Below are 19,932 nucleotides of genomic sequence, written 5' to 3'. Positions count from 1 at the left end.
AGCCAATAGCCAGTCTTCTTCTACAAAAATATTAAAGAGAACAAAAGCTATGCAAATGAAAAAAACTTTTATGTTCGCTGCAATGTTGGGCTTTATGATGTCAGCCGCGGCAGTTGAACCAATAGCGACGAACGAAGAAATATCTTTTCCTGATATTGATAAAAGCTATCTTAAACAAGTATTACGTTATGAAGTCGATGATGTAGCACGTTTAGATACTGGATTGAATAAAGATCAGATCCGACATTTATTGGGAAATCCACAATTTAATGAAGGTCTTTTTGGCTCTAAGGTCTGGAATTATGTGCTTGATATTCGTATCCCCAATACCAGCAACTATAAACGTTGTCAGCTTCGTATTGATTTTGATCAAAAATATAAAGCAACGCGATTATCATGGAAGGGGCAGGATTGTGAAGCACTCATTCATCCTGTGCAAGCAATTCCTACTCCAGTATCGCAACCACTGTTAGCATCATCTCATCAAGCACCAGTTAGGTCACAAGATATCTTATTTGCCTTTGATCGATCTGATGCTTCTGGAATTACTACGGGTGTAGATGCTGTAAAAAAAGTGGCTGAACATATTGTTCAATCTAATACCAACCATCCAGTCATTGTTGCTGGCTATACAGATCGTTTAGGTTCTGCGGCGTATAATCAAAAACTTTCCGCTAAACGTGCACAAACGGTTGCGACACTATTAACTCAATATGGGGTTGACTCAAGTCGTATTCGAATTGAAGCCAGAAATCAGACATCGGCGTATCAACAATGTAGTGAGACAACAAAAGCGCAATTGGTTGAATGTCTAGAGCCGAATCGGCGTGTCAATGTGAATTGGTAATTGATTGAAGTAGATAAAAGAGTACGCTTCAGGCGTACTTTTTTATGGTTTTTTTCTTGATAGGTTGGGATGCATAACCAAGCGATAATACGCAATAATCAAAAAGATAGCACCAGCACAACCTAAAAAGATCAATTTAGGCAAAATGAAATAGCTAAGTGTTCCCATCTGATTGAGTTGAATAAAAAGTTGAATTGCGTGTGTCGAAGGCAATGACTCAGTAAATCCTTGAATCCAGAGCGGCATTGCCTGAATTGGCCATGCGATGCCACTGAGTAAAAATAGCGGAATAGAGGTAAATACCAAAAAATGTCCTGCACGTTCTGACATATCTAACAAAGAACCAAAAAATAGTCCTAATGCAGTGATACAACTCACATAGATCGGAACTGCCAACAACATGCCCCAGAAATTTCCACCATGTGGATAATCATTTAACCAGAAAATGAAACCGAATAAATAAAAACAACCTAAACAACCAATACTAAAAAAACAAGCAAAAATCCCCCAAAACTCAGGTGCTGACGGACGCCAGTGATGTTCACGAAAACCACCAATCAGCATCCCTAAACCTAAAATAATAGTTTGATGAATAATCAAAGGGGCAACGGCGGGAAAAATATAGCTTCCATAACCTGATAGAGTATTGAATAGAGGAATTTGATGAATTGAAAGCTCTGGTCGAAAATGAGAGATCTGTCCGAAACGTTGCGCCTGTTCACGAATCGCATTTTCAATGGCGGTAGCCAGTCCAAGGCCAATATCTTTGGTTTTTAGAAAATATGCGGTACTAATATATAGCCCGATTCCACCGACTTCACCACGTCGAATACTATTAGATAGATTCTCAGGTAAGTACAAAATTCCATCCGCTTTTTGATTGCGCACCATCTGTTGTGCTTCAAGAAAATTGGCGGTGACTGCTTTTATTTCTACATTTGGGCTATGAGTAACTTGGGCAATAATGGTGGATGTCACCACGCTTTGTTCTTCATCGACAATCACAATGGGTAAGGATTCTGCATGTTCTGCTTTATAAGCCGTAGGATAGAAGAAACTATAAAAAAATACCGACAAAATGACAGTGGTTAAAATAGAGGAATTTTTAAAAATATTTTTAAACGTTTCAAAATAATAGTGTAAGAACTTTTTCATACGATTATTCCTTCACTAACTTTTTCATGAGCAATGCACTGAGTAAAAAATAAAACAGGCAATATCCCAATAAAATAAAAAAAGGCAAAAGCGAAATCGCAATATCACTACCGACCACCCACTGTTCGGTTTGAAGACGTGCATAAGGCGTATAAGGAATAATCATTGACCAAAACTGGGTAAAAATAGGTGCATTATTCAGTGGTAAAGTGACGCCGGCAAAACTCAAGGATGACCCTCCATACACCGCTACAAAACCAAAAGTTCGCCCCAGATCCTGACTGGCCAATACCACGGTTGAACTAATACAGGCATAGGCAAAGTAGAGTAGGATTTGTCCAGCTAAGATCAGCCACACACTGCCTGCCACAAACCAGCCTCTGAACACAATCAGCCAGAACATCCAAGCCCAAGTCCAAAGGGTAAAAATAATCACATAAACTAGAATTTTGGCAAATAATGCACGGATATAATTCTGTTGATTCGCCCAGCTTCTTAAGGTTTTTCTTTTTAGTTCCTGCCCAATTGCAAATGCAACACAGCAACACAGAAGCAAATGCAAAATCGCTGGAATGAGAAAAGGCTCTAGATAAAATTCATAGCTTAAATTGGGATTATACAGCGTCGAAATTTTGACATTTGGGGTAGGAACATCCAGATAAGGCAACAGATTTCCGAAATAACTTTCTCCAGAAAAATCAGCGATTGCATTGAGTGTTGCCACTAACATCGCGGAAGAAACTGTATTTCCCACACTAAAAAAAGACTGATTAAATGCAATGCTAATTTGTGCATCCTGAGCATTGACTAAGCGCTGTTCTGCACCTGCGGGTATGTGCACATAGCCCCAAATTTTAGTTTGATTGAGCAAAGTCTCGGCTTCAGTCTGATTTTGAGTTCGATATTTCACATCAAGCGTGTGATTAAGCGATAAATAGCGATCGATATTGCGGCTGAGTTCACTCTGATCCTGATCAATTACGGCAATAGGTAAATGATCAGGTTTTCCTTTTAAAAACATGCCACTGAACAGTAAAATAACAACCAGTGGTGCGATAAGTACCATCGCTAAATCCCACTTGTTGTGAAGTAAATAGCGTAGTTCGCGCAGCATGGAAGCGAACATGTTATTTGACCTCAGTCACTTTAAACAAAACGCTCATCCCGACTTTTAAGTCTTGCACAGCTTGTGCAGGCACTAAATGCAATTTAAAACTGCGAATATCATAGCCACCTGTTTGTCGCGTGGTTTTAATCGTGGCAAATTCTCCCTCGGCATCTATATTTTTGACTTTAAATTCAACTGATTTATCCAGCGCGGGGATATAACCTTTCAACGTTTTTGCTTGATAAACAGAACGATATTGGTCTTCACGAACATTTAAACTCACCCAAAGTTCATCGTCTTCCAAAATACTGACCACAGGAACTGCTGTGGCAACAAGTTCCGATGGCTTTCCATAGGTTTTAGAGACCGTTCCATTGACAGGGGAGTATAGTTTGGTTTCGCCTTCCAATGCATTCGCTTCAGCCAAGGCTGCTTTGGCAATGTCGACTTGCGCATCCGCCATGGATTTTTGTTGCGGTGTACTGCCGCGTTTGGCACGAGCATATTGCTGGTAAGCTGCTTCACTGAGTTGTCTGGCAGATTGTTGTGCTGCGTACATTTCGTCGCGACGCTGACGGGAAATTACACCTTCACCATAAAGAACCGCACCACGTTGATAGGTCTTGCTTGCCAGTTCAGCTTGCGCCTGTACACTTTTCCAGTTGGCATATAGCGTATCAATATTTTCTTCCTGAGATCCACGTTCTGCTGTCGACTGCAAAGCTTGCGCCGATTGTAAAGCAGCCTGTGCCTGTTGTTTTTTAGCCTGAATTTCTGGGCTGACTAAAAGTACCAGCTCTTGTCCTTTTTTAACGTGTTGACCTTCACTGACATAAATTTGCTCAATACGACTTGGTAGTTTAGTACTAATATGCAAGGTTTCAGCTTCAACGCGACCTTGTAATTCAACTTGTTTGGGTTGATACGCTTTCCAAAGACCGTAAGCTATCAGTCCAAGCAGAACCAATACAATGATGGCAATCACAACTTTAAGGATGCCTTTATTTTTAGATTGTTCAGGCTGATTTGACTGCTGTCCCTGTGTCGATTGATTCGTCTGTGTTGGATTGTTTTCAGCATCAGAAGAGGAATCTGAATGTTGAGTATCAGATGATGGTTGATCTGGATTCATCATGTCCTCTCCTTTAACGAATGTAGTCAGTATTTGGCTGATTGACATAGGCTTTAAAATTTGAAATCGAGCCATGACTTTGTAACAAAGTCGCCAGTGATAAAATATATTTATAAGCATTCAGTGCCATTTCAGTATCTAAGGCATTTAAGGCATTTTGTGCATCAATCACTTGTGTTGCTGTGCCCATGTCTTCTTTAAAGGACAATTCCTGAATACGCAGATTTTCTTGTGCCGCTTTTTGATTCTGTAAAAGTAAGGCATGCGTTTGCTGTGCTGAGTTTAATTCACTAAATGATTTATTCATGACATTTTCAATTTCTTGTTTCGTTCTGGCGGTCAGTAATTCAGTTGCATAGCGTTTTAGTTCTGCCGAATGAATACTTTTGCTTTTATCTATGCCTGAAAATAAGTTGTAACGGGCGGCAATTCCGACAATCCAGTTTTCTTTATCATCCAGACTATATTCTCCAAAGGCAAACAGATTCGGTTTTTTAGCGGCTTGTTGTGCACGGACATTTTCATTGGCAATTTGAGTGTCCATTTGCATTTTACGCACCAGACTCGACTGCTCAGGATAAGTTGCCATGAGTGTATCAAGGGATTGAGTTTGGGACTTATTGATAAATAATGGTGTCGTCAGTTGGTTGACTTGGGCTGTTCTCAAAAGATTATTTAACTGAAACTGACTACTCTGTAAGCCTGCCTGCGCATTTTGCAGTAAACGCTGCGCATTATTTCTGGCTACTTCAAATTGCATACGCTGTCCTTTGCTCAAAAATCCCTGTTTCTCAAGTTTTAGGGCATTTTCCAGATGACGTTGCATGGCATTGAAATTAAACTGACTCGATTTGAGTAACTGTTGTTGTAATTGCACATTAAAGTAAGCCTGAATTATTTCAAAACGTTGAACGTCTTGCTGCTGTTCAGTATTGAGCTCTGAGCGTTGAGATTGAATCGCTGCAATTTGTTTGGTCGATTTAAGTAAACCCCCCGTATAAATAGGCATAACCATCGAAATAGAAGAACGAATTTGTTCATCTTGTAAAGTCAAATTGGCATAATTGGGGACCATATTGACCCCATCCTGAATCACGCTGCCCATACCATTTTCAATATCGGTAATAATATTGGGTGGAATGACGTTCTGCCACTGATTGAGTTGATCATCCAGTTTTTCATTCAATGCATTTTCGATGCCTTGTTTAAATGAATTTAAGGGAACGTCTGCTTCACTATGAAATTTATAGGCACGGACATTGAAGTCAATTCGAGGCAAACCAAGTCCTTTGACTGCTTCAGCATCCAGCTTTGCTGAATCTTGTAAAGCAGTATTCGCTTGCGATGTATAAGAGTTTTCTAAAATCTGCTGTTCTGCTTGAGCATAGCTAAAGCTCTGTGCATAAAGCATTTGAGATGATACTGTAAAACCTAACCCGACTGCCGTTACCTTGATTAAAACTTGCGTCAAAAAGGTTGGTCTTGTTTTTAAAACCTGACGTCTAAATTTCATAGTGCACAACTTGTAATATTTTCAGTTAGTTTAATCGATTGTTTATAAAAATAAGTTATTGAATTGTTTACAATACATTTGTATATCAGTTGTTCATAAGCCAAGAATAAACCATAAAGCTTGCACAGCCCATGATTGAAATTGGCTTTGGACATAACAAGATTTTATCTTAGCCGAAAACAAGGATTTTGCTACTTAATATCACGACGAATTGCAGTGAATATTGCATATTTATGCGTTCAATTACTGCACGAAACCTCAAGATATGGTTAAATGCCACAATTCAGTTTTGTTTCACTCTAACCAAGGAAAAATCATGCGCGCGTACAATTTCTGTGCTGGCCCTGCTGCATTACCCACTGCCGTTTTAGAAAAAGCTCAAGCTGAGTTATTGGATTGGCAGGGCAAAGGTCTTTCCATCATGGAAATGAGTCATCGCAGTAAAGATTATGTCGCGGTTGCGGAAAAAGCGGAAGCTGATTTACGCAAACTTATGAATATTCCTGAAAATTATCAGGTTTTATTTTTACAAGGTGGTGCGTCTCTTCAATTTTCTGCAATTCCACTGAATTTATTGGGTAAAAATCCTAAAGCTGACTATATTCACACGGGTATCTGGTCTGAAAAAGCGTTAAAAGAAGCGCAACGTTATGGCGAGATTAACGTTGTTGAAGCAGGAACCTCTATTGAGAGTAAACTTGCAATTACAGATCAAAGCCAATGGAATTTGTCTAAAGATGCTGCATACGTGCATTATGCTGATAATGAAACCATTGGTGGGCTTCAATTTTCAGGTATTCCTCAAGTTGATGCACCTTTAGTATCTGACCTATCTTCAAGCATTTTATCTGCGCCGCTGGATGTTTCCAAGTTTGGTTTGATTTATGCGGGTGCTCAAAAAAATATTGGTCCAGCAGGTCTTACCATTGTCATTGTACGTGACGATTTACTTGATCAGGAACGTTCAGATATTCCGAGTATTTTAAAATATTCTGCGCAAGCTAAAAATGATTCGATGGTCAATACACCTGCAACTTATTCATGGTATTTGTCAGGTTTGGTTTTTGAATGGTTACTTGAGCAGGGTGGGGTAGATGCTATTCATCAAGTCAATCTTGAAAAAGCCAAATTGCTGTATGGTTATATTGATGCCAGCGATTTTTATAATAATCCGATTGCCATTCAAAACCGCTCCATCATGAATGTACCTTTTACATTGGCCGATGAAGCTTTGGAAAAATTATTCCTGAAAGAAGCTGAAGACAATCATTTGCTTAATCTGGCAGGACACCGTTCTGTGGGAGGCATGCGTGCGAGTATTTACAATGCTGTACCACTTGAAGGGGTGCAGGCATTGGTTAACTTTATGCAGGATTTTGTCAAACGTAACGGTTAAATTGATCACCACATGAAAAAGCCCTCAAACATAAGAGGGCTTTTTTTATCATTTATAAAATTTTGAAAATTAAACGCTTAATAAGCCAAAATGGTAAATGATCATGGCAGCAATAAACATTCCGAGAACAAAAAAACAAAAAGCGGCTTTATCCAACTTAATGCGTTGACCACTAAAATCAATCAGACTGTAGTTTTGTTGTTCTCGAATAATTTTCATTAATAAACCTAATAATTAAATTATTGTGAAAATATATTAATTATTGGTATTTTTAGCATAAATATTCACCTGAATCCAGAGGTTACCACGAATATACTGACCAATTTCAAAGTTTTTATACAAATCATCCTTCGTTGCAATACGAATTAATGTGGCAGGAAGATTATCTTCTAAAACCAGCGTGACATCATAAAGTGTGTAATCCTGCTCCATAAATCGCATTGAGGTTTTACCTACAATATTTCCCTGAAACCATGCTTCATCTTCTTGTCCGATTGTCTCGCCATATAAATAGGCCACCATTTTTGAAAAATCAACGGTAACAGGTTCTTCATCTTCAGGAGTTTGAGGTTGCCAAGCATTAATCAGTTCTTGTAAGTTTTCTGGAGCAACACCATTATGCTCTGCCAAAATGGCATTTAAAGCGCGATGATGTTTAATTGAAGCTGGATCGTCGACGACAATGGTTTCATTGTCTGCAACAGTTTCTAATTCATAGGCCCAAGCGTTGAGTTGAACCTGATAAATTTGATCTTTTTGATAATGTCCATGATTGACACTATATAGGCTGTCAAAAGCATAAATAATGGTATTGGCATTTACCTTTAACTGTAACACTGCCTGTGTGTCAGAATTGGAGGTAATAATTCGATCAATCGTCGCATTAAATTTATAGGGCCCTTCAAAACTCGGAAATGCTGTTTTTAATGCTTTGGGTTTATTCTGTTCAACATGAATAATTTGATTCAGTTGAATAGGGGATTTTTCTGGCCCTTGAATAAGCCAAAAAGCCTGATCCATGTCATCTTCACATTCGCAAATACCCATCGGCATGACTGGGCTATCGAGTGCCATCCCCAGCCATTTGGGTACATCTTGTTCGGGTTGTGCTGACAGTAGGTTCCAATGCTGCGCATGACTGCCAAAATTATGTTCTTCGATCATCACGATGTCAGGGCTGTTTTGATTTTTCATATAGGCTGCAAATAAAAAAATGGATCACTTGTTGTATTTAATCGAGCATATCCTGATTTTTTCAAGTCTGACACGATAATTATGTAAAAATATTCCATAAAAAAATCATGCATTTTACAGGTTTAGCCTATTTTAAAAGAAGCAGGAATGATGGTTTTAAGTTCGTATTGAACATCAGTCACTCGCCTTTAATCACTTCAGCTAGTTCTCTTAAACAAGAGCGATGTAAGAAAAAGCATGAGATCTAGGGGTAAACATAATATTCGCTCAAATTGATCTGGCGACTTCCAAACTCGAACGAATCCGCTGCGCGTGTTGGCTTGAATCTGCTAAAATTGCATTTATTTGTGCAAGAGTGATTTTGGTGTTGCCATTCAAATTGTGGGTGGATGCAGATGCATTACCGAAAATTTTACGTGAAGTGATTTTACGTGCTTCAGATCGTTATCAATTGGACGTGATCTTTGTTGCAAATCAAAATGTGGGAATTACACCTTCTGTTCGAATTAAATCCATTCAAGTCATGAGCGGTGCTGATCAGGCAGATCAGGAAATTGTTGAACGTATGCATGAGCATGACATTGTCATTACGCAGGATATTCCATTGGCAGCGCAAGTGATTGAAAAAGGAGGAATTGCGATTCATCCACGCGGGGAAATTTATACAGTTGCCAATGTCAAAGCGCGTTTGCATTTACGTGATTTTATGGACACTTTACGTGGTGCAGGTGTACAAACGGGAGGGCCTCCGCCAATCTCGGAACGTGATAAACGTGAATTTTCCAGCGCGCTTGATCAAACGATTTTAAAACAAAAAAGAAAAACCGCATGAGTATAAATAATGCCTTCTAAAAACAACATTGTTTTAACCTATGTTGTACTGGTATTTATCTGGGCTACCACGCCACTGGCAATTGTGTGGAGTGTGTCGGATATTTATATTCTTTGGGCAATGTCATTGCGTTTTTTTATTGCTTTGCCTATTGCGGCTTTACTGTTGCTGATCTTAAAAGTTAAATTTCCTATCCATAAAACCGCATTACAAAGTTATGTGGCAGGCTCTTTAAGTTTAATTGGTTCGCAAATTTTTACCTATATCGCGACCCAATATTTGAGTTCGGGTGTTATTGCGTTGATGTTTGGTCTTGCCCCGATTATTGCAGGCTTGATGGCACATTTTGCGCTGAATCAACGTTTAAAAAGATTGCAATGGCTTGGCATGTTGGTGGCGGTGTCAGGACTCGCCTTAATTTGTTTTGCAGGTTCAGCACAGAATATTCATCCAGTTGGAATAGGGCTGATGCTGATCAGTGTGTTTACTTATTGCTTATCGATCTTTTGGGTGAAAAAAGTCAATGCAGATATTGAACCAATGGCACAGGCAACGGGGTCAATTTTAGTTTCTGCGTTGGGCGCAATATGTTTGATGCCATGGATTTGGCAATATGCACCGACCCATATTCCAGACACCAAATCGCTGCTTGCTTTAATTTATACCGTGGTGATGGCATCACTGATTGCCATGTTTTGTTATTTTAAATTGGTGCGTAATATCAAGGCGACGACATTATCTTTAACCAATGTCATGACTCCTTTATTGGCAATGTTGATTGGCGTATGGGTCAATCATGAAACGTTATCCATTTTTGGGGTATTGGGGGCAGCCATCATTTTGACGGGTTTGTTTTTATATTTTTACAAAGATTTGCAGGCCAGCCGTCGTTTACAGGCCCACCTTCGACAGTCCAGTATAGACCAATAAATGGTGTAAGCTGGCAGCCCCATGCCGTAACTTAGAATAATTATTCAATTTGTCCCGCAGCAATGCACTCTGCAAGTTTCACGCGGTCATGTGGATGCAAAGTAATAAAATAAACACCTGTTCTAAAACGATGATCTTCTTCTTCATGGCTATAGACCACTTGGGCAGTAACTGCAATATGAAAATAGTTTTCAGGGTGGCTGAGTGTGATATGGATATATGTACCTTCTTTAAGTGCATTGGGGCTATAAAAGCTGAGACCGCTTTCTGAGACATTGACTTGTTCAGGAATAGGCAGCAAGGTTTGTACAATGGAGTCGTACAAAGAACCTGTAATTAAATTCAATTTTTGATTAAATAAAGATAAGATTCGAGCAATTTGTTGATCTTTTTGATTTAATTGTTCTAATTCGTAGCTAAATGCATGATCAATTTGATCTAATTCTGCAAGTAGTAGAAAATAGCGCGGCAAAACAAAATTTGGATCGTAAGGATCATTAAGAGCAACCGCCTCAGAAATTACCTGATAGTTGATTCTTAATGCAGCATCTATGCGAGACATGACACGGCGTTCAGTTATACCACTGGAATGCTGTGAACTTTCCATAATGAAATTACCTCGGATTAGATGGTATGTTTAAACCAATCTCGTTATATATCGGGTTGAGATACACGCGCGCACGACGCAGTAATCACTTTATTTCTTTTATTGCATTGGTTTCCATGATTGGTCTCACGCTCGGTGTTGCTGTTCTGATTACCGTGCTATCAGTCATGAATGGTTTTGACCGTGAGTTGAAAAACCGTGTCTTGGGAATGATACCTCAAGCTACTGTTTCTTCAACACAAATTTTAACAGATTGGCCGCAACTTGCAAAAAAAATTGAAGAACATCCGCACGTCACGGGTGTTGCCCCTTTTACGCAATTACAAGGCATGTTAACTGCACACGGTCAGGTTGCTGGAATCATGGTAACGGGGATCGAGCCCAAGTACGAACCTAAAGTGTCCATCATTCAAAACCACATGGTGGCTGGGAGTATTGATGGTCTAAAAAAAGGGGAGTTTGGCATTGTATTGGGTAAGCAAATGGCAGATGCGCTGGGCCTTGGACTCAATGACAATGTTACGCTGGTTCTACCTGAAGCAACACCATCACCCGCAGGCGTGGTGCCACGTTTTAAGCGATTTAAAGTCGTCGGCATCTTTAGTATCGGTGCAGAAGTTGATTCCATGATCGGCTATATCGCCTTGAATGACGCATCAACCTTGTTACGCTTACCCGATGGCGCACAAGGCATTCGCATGAAACTAGATAATATTTTTCAAGCGCCTCAAGTGGCGAACGATATTGTAAAAACCTTGCCACCGAACTTTTATGCATCAGATTGGACCTATACGCACGGTAACTTATTCAGCGCGATTCAAATGGAAAAAGCCATGGTGAGCTTGCTACTTTTCCTGATTGTATTGGTCGCAGCATTTAATATCGTGTCATCTTTGGTGATGGTCGTGACTGATAAAAAGTCCGATATCGCTATTTTAAGAACACTCGGTGCTTCACCTGCCACCATTACCAAAATTTTTATGGTGCAAGGCACTGTAATTGGGGTGATTGGCACAGTAGCAGGTGCGATTCTGGGTGTGATTATGGCAACCAGTATCAGTAATCTGATTGATTGGTTAAATACCGCATTCGGCTGGCACTTGTTTGATGCTTATTTTATTAACTATTTACCGTCTTATTTAAGATGGCAGGACGTCCTGCTCATTGTCTCTGTGTCTTTGATTTTAAGTTTTTTAGCAACCATTTACCCAGCTTTACGCGCTGCCAAAATTCAACCTGCTGAGGCATTACGTTATGAGTAAAATTGTCTTGGAAGCCAAGGATATTTATAAAAGTTTTACCGATGGTAAATCGAGTGTCGATGTGATTAAAGGCTTGTCGCTACAAGTTCGGGCGGGTGAGTTTGTCTCCATTGTGGGTGCCAGCGGTTCTGGGAAAAGTACCTTGTTGCATGTTTTGGGTGGACTGGATCAGCCAACTCAAGGGCAAGTGTTTTTAAATGAACAACGCTTTGACAATTTAGGTGAAGCCGAGCGTGGTTTTAAGCGAAATGAATACTTGGGTTTTGTTTATCAGTTCCATCATTTATTGCCTGAATTTTCTGCGCTTGAAAATGTCGCGATGCCTTTAATGTTGCGGAGCCAGAGTAACTTTAAAGAAGTGAAACAACGTGCCGAATATTTACTGGAACGGGTCGGTTTGTCGCATCGTCTGGAACACAAACCGGGTGAATTGTCTGGTGGTGAACGTCAACGTGTGGCTTTGGCACGGGCTTTGGTCACCAAACCTGCATTAATGCTGGCTGATGAACCTACCGGTAATCTGGATCGTAAGACTGCCATGACTATTTTTCAACTGTTGATGGATCTGAAAAAAGAATTGAACATGTCGATGTTGATTGTGACGCATGATGAGCAATTGGCACAATCCGCAGATTCTATTTTGCATATGCAAGATGGTTTATGGGTTGACTCCATCCCATAAATTTAAATTTTTAAAATAATCTCTTTTAAAGCTCATGAAAATGGGCTTTAATTTTGCCCAAAAATCATATTTATTAAAATTACATGTTAAAAATTATATTGTTAGGCTGGATTGTGGGTATTGCTTTCATGGGGCAAGCTTTACCTATCTGGCATTCATTGGCCTATGTATTCCTTCCTGTGAGTTTGCTGTTATGGGCAATCTATTTTTATCAAGCGAATACAGTGCAAAAGCATCGTGGCTTTAAAATTTTGCTTATAGTCAGCTCAATTTTTGCTATGTTTTGTCTGGGTAAGAGCTATGCGGATCAGGCGTTGCTTGAACGACTTAATCATCGGGAATTAACAGCTCGGACGACATCGGAAATTATATATATCCGTAAAATTGGGGAAAAAACTGAAAAAGGAATAAAACAACCCGCAGAAGTTTTGTCGAACAGTAAACATCATGTGACATGGTTGATATATGTCAATGATGCACTTTTAGAAAACCTAGCAAAGCAAAGTGATAGCCTGTTTCCAGGGCATTATTATCAAATAACGGGGTGGGTGAAACCTGTGCATGGCTATGCCAATGCTGGGGGATTTGATCAGGAAAAATGGTTTATTCAACAAAACTGGATGTCCAGTTTTCAAGTTCAACATATTCAAGAGTTGAGTCAAGCCGAAGTCTCTGGTTTAGGCTATCAAGCTCATTTAAAACAGCAAGATCAACTCTGGCAAAGGTTTCGACTGTATGTAGAGCAACTTCGCCTGAATTATCGAAGTACATTGCAACAGCAACCTGTGCAATATAAAGCATTGATGCTGGCACTATTAACGGGAGACCGAAGTTTACTGGATCGCCCCACCGAACAATTATTTCAGCGTTTTGGTATTGCTCATTTATTGGCAATTTCAGGGCCGCATGTGTTGATTTTAGCAGGCATGATGACTTGGCTGATCACATTTATGATTCATCGGATAAAACCCGAACTCTATTTGAAATATCCCAGAAAAATTCTGATTGTTTTACCGTTCATTAGTTTTGTTTTGCTTTATACAGCCTTTGTCGGCTTTGAAATTCCAGCTCTCCGTACTTTATTATTCGTGCTCATCAGCAGTTTATTTTTACTGTTTAAATCTGAAATTCGACCCTTTTCAATATTGATTTTAAGTGCCAGTCTGAATTTGTTACTTGATCCTTTTAGTGTTTTATCTGCTGCATTTTGGTTGTCTTACGGTGCTTGTTTTATTTTATTCAATATATATCAGGCAATCACATCTACAGTACCTCATCATGGTTTGAGTTTTAGACAAAAAGCATGGCGTTCTTGTCGTATTTTAATTGAATCACAATGGAAAATTTTTGTTGCGTTGTTTCCATTGGTACTTATTTTCTTTAAACAAGTCACATGGATGGCGCCGTTTGCAAATTTACTGGTCATTCCCTTTTTGGGCGCGGTGATTATTCCCTTGAATATTCTGGCTGCGTTGATGCAGTTGTTACTGCCGAGTTTGGGATCATTATTATTTCAACTCAATGATCTACTGATTCGCATTTTATTTATGCTTTTAAATGCAATTGATCAGTTATTCAATCCTCAACTCCATGCATTTGCACTGACGCCGTTTATTTTATTCAGCTTTACCCTCGGCATTACGCTGTTATTTCTTCCTAGAAATGTGCTTCCTAAGACATGGGCACTGCTTTGTATCAGCCCTATTTTTCTGGTGGTGTGGGCAAAGCGTGATATTCAGTTATCTGTGATTGATGTCGGGCAAGGTCAGGCTGTGTTTGTACAAGATGCAAAACAGCGCACATTGATTGATACAGGGGGATTTTATGATGAAAGTAAATTCAGTATTGGTCAACAAGTGCTTTTGCCCTATTTACGGCAGCAGGGAGTGACTGAACTGGATCGAATCATTCTTTCGCATCTGGATCAGGATCATAGCGGTGCACTGGATTCAGTTTTGCAGGCGATGCCTGTCAAAAATCTTATGGCCAATGAAACGCTGACCAATCAAACTATTGATACTCATTTAAATTCTTCGGTGTCCAAATGTCATGCAGGGCAAACATGGCAAACGCAGGATGTGAAAATGACCGTTTTATCTCCAGCATGGATGGATGATCAACTCATTACCCTCAATCGAAATGAACATTCCTGCGTGATTTATATTGAATTTTTAAGCGCGAAAAATTTGCGTCATTTTTTAATTATGGGAGATGCAGGTTGGCAAACAGAATTTCAGTTATTACAAAACCACCCAGAGCTCAAGGTCGACGTGCTGGTTTTGGGGCATCATGGTAGTCAACATAGTTCATCATATGACTTTTTAAAGCATTATCAGCCAAAACTGGCTGTGGCATCGGTGGGTTATGCTAATCGTTATGGGCATCCCTCTATTCAGACTCAAGCGCGTTTAAAAGCACTGAATATTCCTTTAGAAACTACAATACAATCAGGAACATTGAACTTTGTTTTAAAAGATCATGAGCTAAAATTAGACACCTATCGCGAACATTTTAAATGGTTAGATTGGCCTGATCAGTTGTAAGTAGACTGGCTTCTTGGCGTAATTTTTCAATTTTTTCTATTGCTTCATCATCTTCGAGTTTATAGACAAAATCCAGTTCAGGATTCGCCTTAAAGCGTTTATAACTCCAATGATAATGTTCTGGGTAGCGACGAATTAAATGTTCAATCGCTTGGTGAATAATGAATGTTCCCTCTGAATCCGAACCTTGATAAATTTCAGGATTCATCGGTTCAATAAACATATTAAAGCCGCCATTTTCATTCCTTATCGCGTAAAGTAACAACGCTCTGGCTTTGGTTTTTTGAATCAGCTTTGAACTCAGATTACTTGAAGCCAATGGAATACCAAAATATTTCACCATATCACCGCCCACATTAGGGGAGTGATCAGGCAAAATCACCGTTGTTCCGCCTTTTTTTAAAGCCTTAAAAATCTGACGCACACCACTTTCATCGGTTGGTACTAAATGAGCCCCTTCACGACTGCGTGCCTCACGAACAAATTGATCTGCATCTGGATTTTTAACAGGTTTATATAAAATGGTCATTTCGGTAAATTGGGCACACCATGCATTCATGATTTCCCACGTCCCAAAATGTGGCACGATTAAAACCAGACCTTTTTGTTCTGCTAAGGAGTCATGAAAATACTGCTCACCGATAACTTGATCAATTCTTGCAATGTTTTTTTCATTTGAGGTGCCCCAAACACTGAAAAATTCAAAATATGAGGTTAATTCATTGCGAATAGCCTGTTGTACGATACGATCACGTTCAGCTTCAGCTAAATAGGGTAAAGCAATTTTTAAATTCAATTGAATAGTTCTGGACGTCTTGGTGATTTTTAAAGCATTGACCAAGCCAGCCAACATACGCGCCATAAAGCGTGAAAATTGAATCGGTTGTCGGCTTATAAATTTCAAAATGCGATAATTTAAGCTGGGTGAGTCAGATGTAGTCATTATCAAAAAATTTAAAAAGTCAAAAAATAGATCATCAGATAAAAAATATTATAAGTTAAAACAGACAGATTAAACAGTTTTTACAGATTGAGCGTATATAATGTCAGAGATTTTAATTCTTTGGGTTGTTTTTTATGTCCGATTGGCCACCAAAACCACAAAATGAACCGTCTAACCTGAATAATAAGACGGGACAAGAATGGCAAATTTTAGAAAAGGCGGTTCTTGCCTCAGTTGAAGAGCAACGTCGTGCACGACGTTGGGGAATATTCTTTAAATTACTGACTTTTGCTTATCTTATCTTCGTTTTTATTCTGTTAGGCCGTGGCTGTTCAACCACGGATAAAAGTGTAACTTCTTCAACCAATAGTGCTCATCTGGCTGTGGTCAATATTATTGGCACTATCGATTCTTCTAATCAGTCTGTTAATAGTGATGATACCAATAAAGCGTTGAAACGAGCATTTGAGGCCAAATCAAGTAAAGCGGTAGTTTTAAATATTAACTCTCCGGGTGGTTCGCCTGTACAATCTGACGAAATCTGGCAGCAAATCCGTTATTTAAAACAGCAACATACTGATAAAAAAGTCTATGCAGTGATTGGAGATATGGGCGCATCGGGTGCATATTATATCGCGTCTGCGGCTGATGAAATTATTGTAAATCCATCCAGTCTGGTCGGTTCGATTGGTGTGATTATGCCGAATTATGGAATTAATGGTCTTGCACAAAAACTAGGTATTGAAGACCGTACCATGACTTCGGGTTCCAACAAAGATATCCTGAGTATGACCAAACCGATTGATCCTCAGCAACGTCAACATATTCAGGCATTACTGGACAATGTGCATCAACATTTTATTGATGCAGTCAAACAAGGACGTGGCAAACGTCTAAAATCAGATGATCCTGCCATTTTTTCAGGACTTTTCTGGACTGGCGAACAAGCGATTAAACTCGGTGTGGCGGATCGTACAGGTAATATTGACAGTTTAATGCGTGAACTGAAACTTGATGCCAAAGTCAACTATACCATTGAGCGTAGTCCATTCGAATCATTGGTTGGACGAATGGGTTCTGAAATAGGTCAAGGAATCAGTCAGTCGATTTCTCAACAATTACAAACTCAGCAACAGGCGCAACTCAAATAATGGTGTGCGTAAATAAATATGAGATCTGATAAACCTTTAATTCACTTTGCGCACGCCAATGGCGTGCCTTCCAAAGTCTATCAAAAATTATTTGATGCATTGCAAGATGACTATGACATCATTAATGTGCCCTTAATTGGTCCGGATAAACGTTATCCAATTACCAATCATTGGCCACATCTGGTGGATCAAATTGTAGACAGTATTGTGCAGCAGGCGCAAGGTCGTAAAGTCATTGGTTTGGGGCATTCGCTGGGTTCAGTTTTAACCTTGATGGCGGCCTATCAACGTCCTGAGTTATTCTCACAAGTGATTATGCTGGATCCACCTTTAATTTTGGGTAAATATTCATTTGCTTTTCATATGGCAAAATTACTCAGTCCAAAGAAAGTGGATCAAATGACCCCTGCGGGATTATCTTCACGTCGCCGTGATCATTGGGAATCCAGAGAACAAGCTGCTGAACTTTTACGTCCAAAAGGATTTTATCAACATTTTGATCCAGAATGTTTTCAGGCATATATCGATTATGCTTTGACGGCTGATCCTGCCCGTGGTGGTGTGACATTAACTATTCCCAAAGCTGATGAAGTCGAAATTTTTCAGCAAAATCCATCTTGGTGGTGGTTAACGCCACGTCATGCGCCAACCGTGCCTGTACATCTGGTTGTTGGTGAGCGGAGTGATTTTCTGAAACGTGGTTTTCCACAAAAGGCCAAGAAAACGCTAGGTATTCCTTATACTGTGGTCAAAGGCGGTCATATGTTTCCATTGGAATATCCATTGGAAACTTCAGAACAGGTCAAAAAACTCATTAAAGAGTAGTAGGCATAATCATGGTAAAAAAGCGCGTAATTTACGCGCTTTTTTTATTTATGAGCAAAATTATGTCTAATCAATAGAAAGGCTTTACATTTGACAAAGCTGTAAAGGCTTAAGCAGAGGTTGCCCTTTATAAAAAGCTTGCCCTGCCTGATGCTGAATAGTTTGATTACAAATCCATTCTACCACTTGCGGATATATGACATGTTCGAGTTCATGCACACGTTTTGCCAGCGTTTCTACATTATCGTGTTGATGAACTTGAAGTACGCCTTGCAATAATGCAGGACCTGCATCTAATTCAGCAGTCACGTAATGAACGGTGCAACCGTGAAAGACATCACCAGTATTGAGTACACGTTGATGCGTATGCATCCCTTTATACAAAGGTAACAGGGAAGGATGGATATTAATCATTTTCCCTTCCCACGCACGTACAAACTTTTCACTCAGGATGCGCATAAAACCCGCAAGCACCACCAGTTCTACTTCCCATTCTAAAAGCTGTTGATGCATGGCATCATCAAACACTTCACGGGTCGGATAGACTTTATGCTCAATCACTTGGGTTTCAATATTGGCCTGTTTGGCCCGTTGCAATGCAAATGCATCTGCTTTGTTGGAAATGACACCGACAATTGTGCCAGAACAATGTTGAGCAAGTTGTGCATCAATCAAGGCTTGTAAATTACTGCCATTTCCTGAAACCAGTACCGCAATTTTCATTGTGCAAAAATCACACGAATTTTTTCGTCAGCACCTTCAACTGATTCAGCGTTGTCCTGAATATGACCAATTTTCCATGCTTTTTCACCTTGTGAATTCAGCACATCAATGGTTTTGTCTGCATCAGTAGCATCAACGGCAATCACCATACCTACGCCACAGTTGAATGTACGATACATTTCAAACTGCTCTACACCACCTTCGCGTTGTAAAAGTTTGAATAATTCTGGCCATTCCCAAGATGCTTCATCAATGACCGCTTGTGCGCCGTTTGGTAGAACACGTGGCAAGTTACCCGGTAAACCACCGCCAGTAATGTGAGCCATTGCATGCACATCGACTTGTTTGCATAGTTCAAGTACAGGTTTAACGTAGATACGCGTTGGTTCCATTGCCACATCTGCCAATGAACGACCATCAATCTGTTGAGTTAAATCTACATTTTTTACATCAAGAATTTTACGTAATAAGGAATAACCATTTGAATGTGCACCACTTGATGCCACACCAATTAAAACGTCACCCGCTTTTACTTTAGAACCATCAATAATTTTGCTTTGCTCAACCACACCCACTGCAAATCCAGCCAAGTCGTAATCTTCACCTTCATACATGCCTGGCATTTCAGCAGTTTCACCCCCGACAAGGGCACAACCAGCTAGTTCACAGCCTTTACCAATACCTGTAACCACATTGGCTGCAACGTCAACATTTAAATGACCTGTTGCATAATAGTCGAGAAAAAATAAAGGTTCTGCACCACAGACCAGAAGATCATTCACACACATGGCAACCAAATCTTGCCCAATCGTATCGTGACGGTTTAAATTCAGGGCCAAACGCAATTTTGTTCCAACGCCATCTGTGCCAGACACTAATACAGGCTCTTCATAGCCTTTTGGAATTTTACAAAGTGCGCCAAAGCCACCTAGACCGCCCATGACTTCTGGACGAGTAGTACGTTTAGCTACCGACTTGATACGATCGACCAGTGCGTCGCCCGCTTCAATGTCGACACCCGCATCTTTATAGCTTAAACCAGTGTTAGGGTTAGAAGTTGAGTTGCTCATAGTGAAGTCTCCGCATTGG

General features: G+C 39.8%; 19 protein-coding genes. 9 read left to right on the top strand and 10 right to left on the bottom strand.

What is annotated here, in order from left to right; all coding sequences use genetic code 11:
* Positions 1-49 precede the first annotated feature (49 nt).
* Positions 50-847 (top strand): trimeric autotransporter adhesin/peptidogylcan-associated protein TpgA, encoded by a 798-nt coding sequence (gene tpgA, locus E0D95_RS01045; protein ID WP_130802140.1) that lies wholly within the window; start codon positions 50-52, stop codon positions 845-847.
* Between the two features lie 42 nt (positions 848-889).
* On the opposite strand, the gene E0D95_RS01040 is transcribed toward tpgA, so the two are convergent.
* From E0D95_RS01040 to E0D95_RS01025, 4 genes are read right to left on the bottom strand one after another with little or no spacing between them, the layout of a single operon-like run.
* A complete protein-coding gene (locus E0D95_RS01040; protein ID WP_130802139.1) occupies positions 890-2,002 on the bottom strand; it encodes an ABC transporter permease in 1,113 nt (370 codons plus the stop codon).
* Positions 2,003-2,006: 4 nt separating this feature from the next.
* A complete protein-coding gene (locus tag E0D95_RS01035) occupies positions 2,007-3,128 on the bottom strand; it encodes an ABC transporter permease (protein ID WP_130802138.1) in 1,122 nt (373 codons plus the stop codon).
* Between the two features lies 1 nt (position 3,129).
* Positions 3,130-4,245, bottom strand: coding sequence for an HlyD family secretion protein (locus tag E0D95_RS01030; RefSeq protein ID WP_130802137.1), 1,116 nt, complete (start codon positions 4,243-4,245; stop codon positions 3,130-3,132).
* 10 nt (positions 4,246-4,255) lie between these two features.
* A complete protein-coding gene (locus E0D95_RS01025; RefSeq protein ID WP_130802136.1) occupies positions 4,256-5,755 on the bottom strand; it encodes a TolC family protein in 1,500 nt (499 codons plus the stop codon).
* Positions 5,756-6,071: 316 nt separating this feature from the next.
* Here E0D95_RS01025 and serC point away from each other — a divergent pair, with 316 nt between their 5' ends.
* Entirely contained in the window at positions 6,072-7,151 is a 1,080-nt protein-coding gene (gene serC, locus E0D95_RS01020) for a 3-phosphoserine/phosphohydroxythreonine transaminase (protein ID WP_130802135.1), read from the top strand.
* Positions 7,152-7,220: 69 nt separating this feature from the next.
* On the opposite strand, the gene E0D95_RS15635 is transcribed toward serC, so the two are convergent.
* Both E0D95_RS15635 and E0D95_RS01015 read right to left on the bottom strand, forming a co-directional pair.
* The gene (locus E0D95_RS15635) at positions 7,221-7,370 is read right to left on the bottom strand and encodes a hypothetical protein (protein WP_165443223.1); all 150 of its coding nucleotides are present in this window, start codon (positions 7,368-7,370) and stop codon (positions 7,221-7,223) included.
* 36 nt (positions 7,371-7,406) lie between these two features.
* Positions 7,407-8,345, bottom strand: a complete 939-nt coding sequence (locus E0D95_RS01015; protein ID WP_130802134.1) for a hypothetical protein — start codon at positions 8,343-8,345, stop codon at positions 7,407-7,409.
* Positions 8,346-8,709: 364 nt separating this feature from the next.
* Here E0D95_RS01015 and E0D95_RS01010 point away from each other — a divergent pair, with 364 nt between their 5' ends.
* Together E0D95_RS01010 and E0D95_RS01005 are read left to right on the top strand one after the other, a co-directional pair.
* Positions 8,710-9,177 (top strand): YaiI/YqxD family protein, encoded by a 468-nt coding sequence (locus E0D95_RS01010; protein WP_130802133.1) that lies wholly within the window; start codon positions 8,710-8,712, stop codon positions 9,175-9,177.
* Positions 9,178-9,186: 9 nt separating this feature from the next.
* Entirely contained in the window at positions 9,187-10,107 is a 921-nt protein-coding gene (locus E0D95_RS01005) for a DMT family transporter (protein ID WP_130802132.1), read from the top strand.
* A 40-nt stretch (positions 10,108-10,147) separates the two neighbouring features.
* Here the strand turns inward: E0D95_RS01005 and E0D95_RS01000 are convergent, their stop codons facing one another.
* Positions 10,148-10,714 (bottom strand): PilZ domain-containing protein, encoded by a 567-nt coding sequence (locus tag E0D95_RS01000; protein WP_130802131.1) that lies wholly within the window; start codon positions 10,712-10,714, stop codon positions 10,148-10,150.
* Between the two features lie 26 nt (positions 10,715-10,740).
* On the opposite strand from E0D95_RS01000, the gene E0D95_RS00995 reads away from it, so the two are divergent.
* The 3 genes from E0D95_RS00995 (at position 10,741) to E0D95_RS00985 (ending at position 15,201) form a co-directional block, all read left to right on the top strand.
* Positions 10,741-11,976 (top strand): lipoprotein-releasing ABC transporter permease subunit, encoded by a 1,236-nt coding sequence (locus tag E0D95_RS00995; protein ID WP_130802130.1) that lies wholly within the window; start codon positions 10,741-10,743, stop codon positions 11,974-11,976.
* Positions 11,969-12,658: a lipoprotein-releasing ABC transporter ATP-binding protein LolD gene (gene lolD / locus E0D95_RS00990; protein ID WP_130802129.1), complete on the top strand. Its 690-nt coding sequence runs from the start codon at positions 11,969-11,971 to the stop codon at positions 12,656-12,658. Before E0D95_RS00995 ends, lolD begins: the two co-directional genes overlap by 8 nt.
* An 83-nt stretch (positions 12,659-12,741) precedes the next feature.
* Positions 12,742-15,201, top strand: a complete 2,460-nt coding sequence (locus tag E0D95_RS00985) for a DNA internalization-related competence protein ComEC/Rec2 (protein WP_130802128.1) — start codon at positions 12,742-12,744, stop codon at positions 15,199-15,201.
* Here the strand turns inward: E0D95_RS00985 and E0D95_RS00980 are convergent.
* On the bottom strand, positions 15,170-16,144 hold the full coding sequence (locus E0D95_RS00980) for a lysophospholipid acyltransferase family protein (protein WP_130802127.1): 975 nt from the start codon (positions 16,142-16,144) through the stop codon (positions 15,170-15,172). The genes E0D95_RS00985 and E0D95_RS00980 overlap by 32 nt on opposite strands.
* 134 nt (positions 16,145-16,278) lie before the next feature.
* Here E0D95_RS00980 and sppA point away from each other — a divergent pair, with 134 nt between their 5' ends.
* The gene (gene sppA, locus E0D95_RS00975; RefSeq protein ID WP_130802126.1) at positions 16,279-17,295 is read left to right on the top strand and encodes a signal peptide peptidase SppA; all 1,017 of its coding nucleotides are present in this window, start codon (positions 16,279-16,281) and stop codon (positions 17,293-17,295) included.
* 18 nt (positions 17,296-17,313) lie between these two features.
* On the top strand, positions 17,314-18,120 hold the full coding sequence (locus E0D95_RS00970) for an alpha/beta fold hydrolase (protein ID WP_130802125.1): 807 nt from the start codon (positions 17,314-17,316) through the stop codon (positions 18,118-18,120).
* A gap of 84 nt (positions 18,121-18,204) precedes the next feature.
* On the opposite strand, the gene purN is transcribed toward E0D95_RS00970, so the two are convergent.
* Entirely contained in the window at positions 18,205-18,843 is a 639-nt protein-coding gene (gene purN / locus E0D95_RS00965; protein ID WP_130802124.1) for a phosphoribosylglycinamide formyltransferase, read from the bottom strand.
* The gene (purM, locus tag E0D95_RS00960; RefSeq protein ID WP_130802123.1) at positions 18,840-19,913 is read right to left on the bottom strand and encodes a phosphoribosylformylglycinamidine cyclo-ligase; all 1,074 of its coding nucleotides are present in this window, start codon (positions 19,911-19,913) and stop codon (positions 18,840-18,842) included. The genes purN and purM overlap by 4 nt, the downstream gene beginning before the upstream one ends.
* Positions 19,914-19,932: the final 19 nt, after the last annotated feature.

This window comes from Acinetobacter ihumii, assembly GCF_900625095.1.
GTDB lineage: Bacteria > Pseudomonadota > Gammaproteobacteria > Pseudomonadales > Moraxellaceae > Acinetobacter > Acinetobacter ihumii.
Note: the sequence above shows the minus strand (reverse complement) of the source record. Positions and strands in the feature narration are given on the sequence as shown.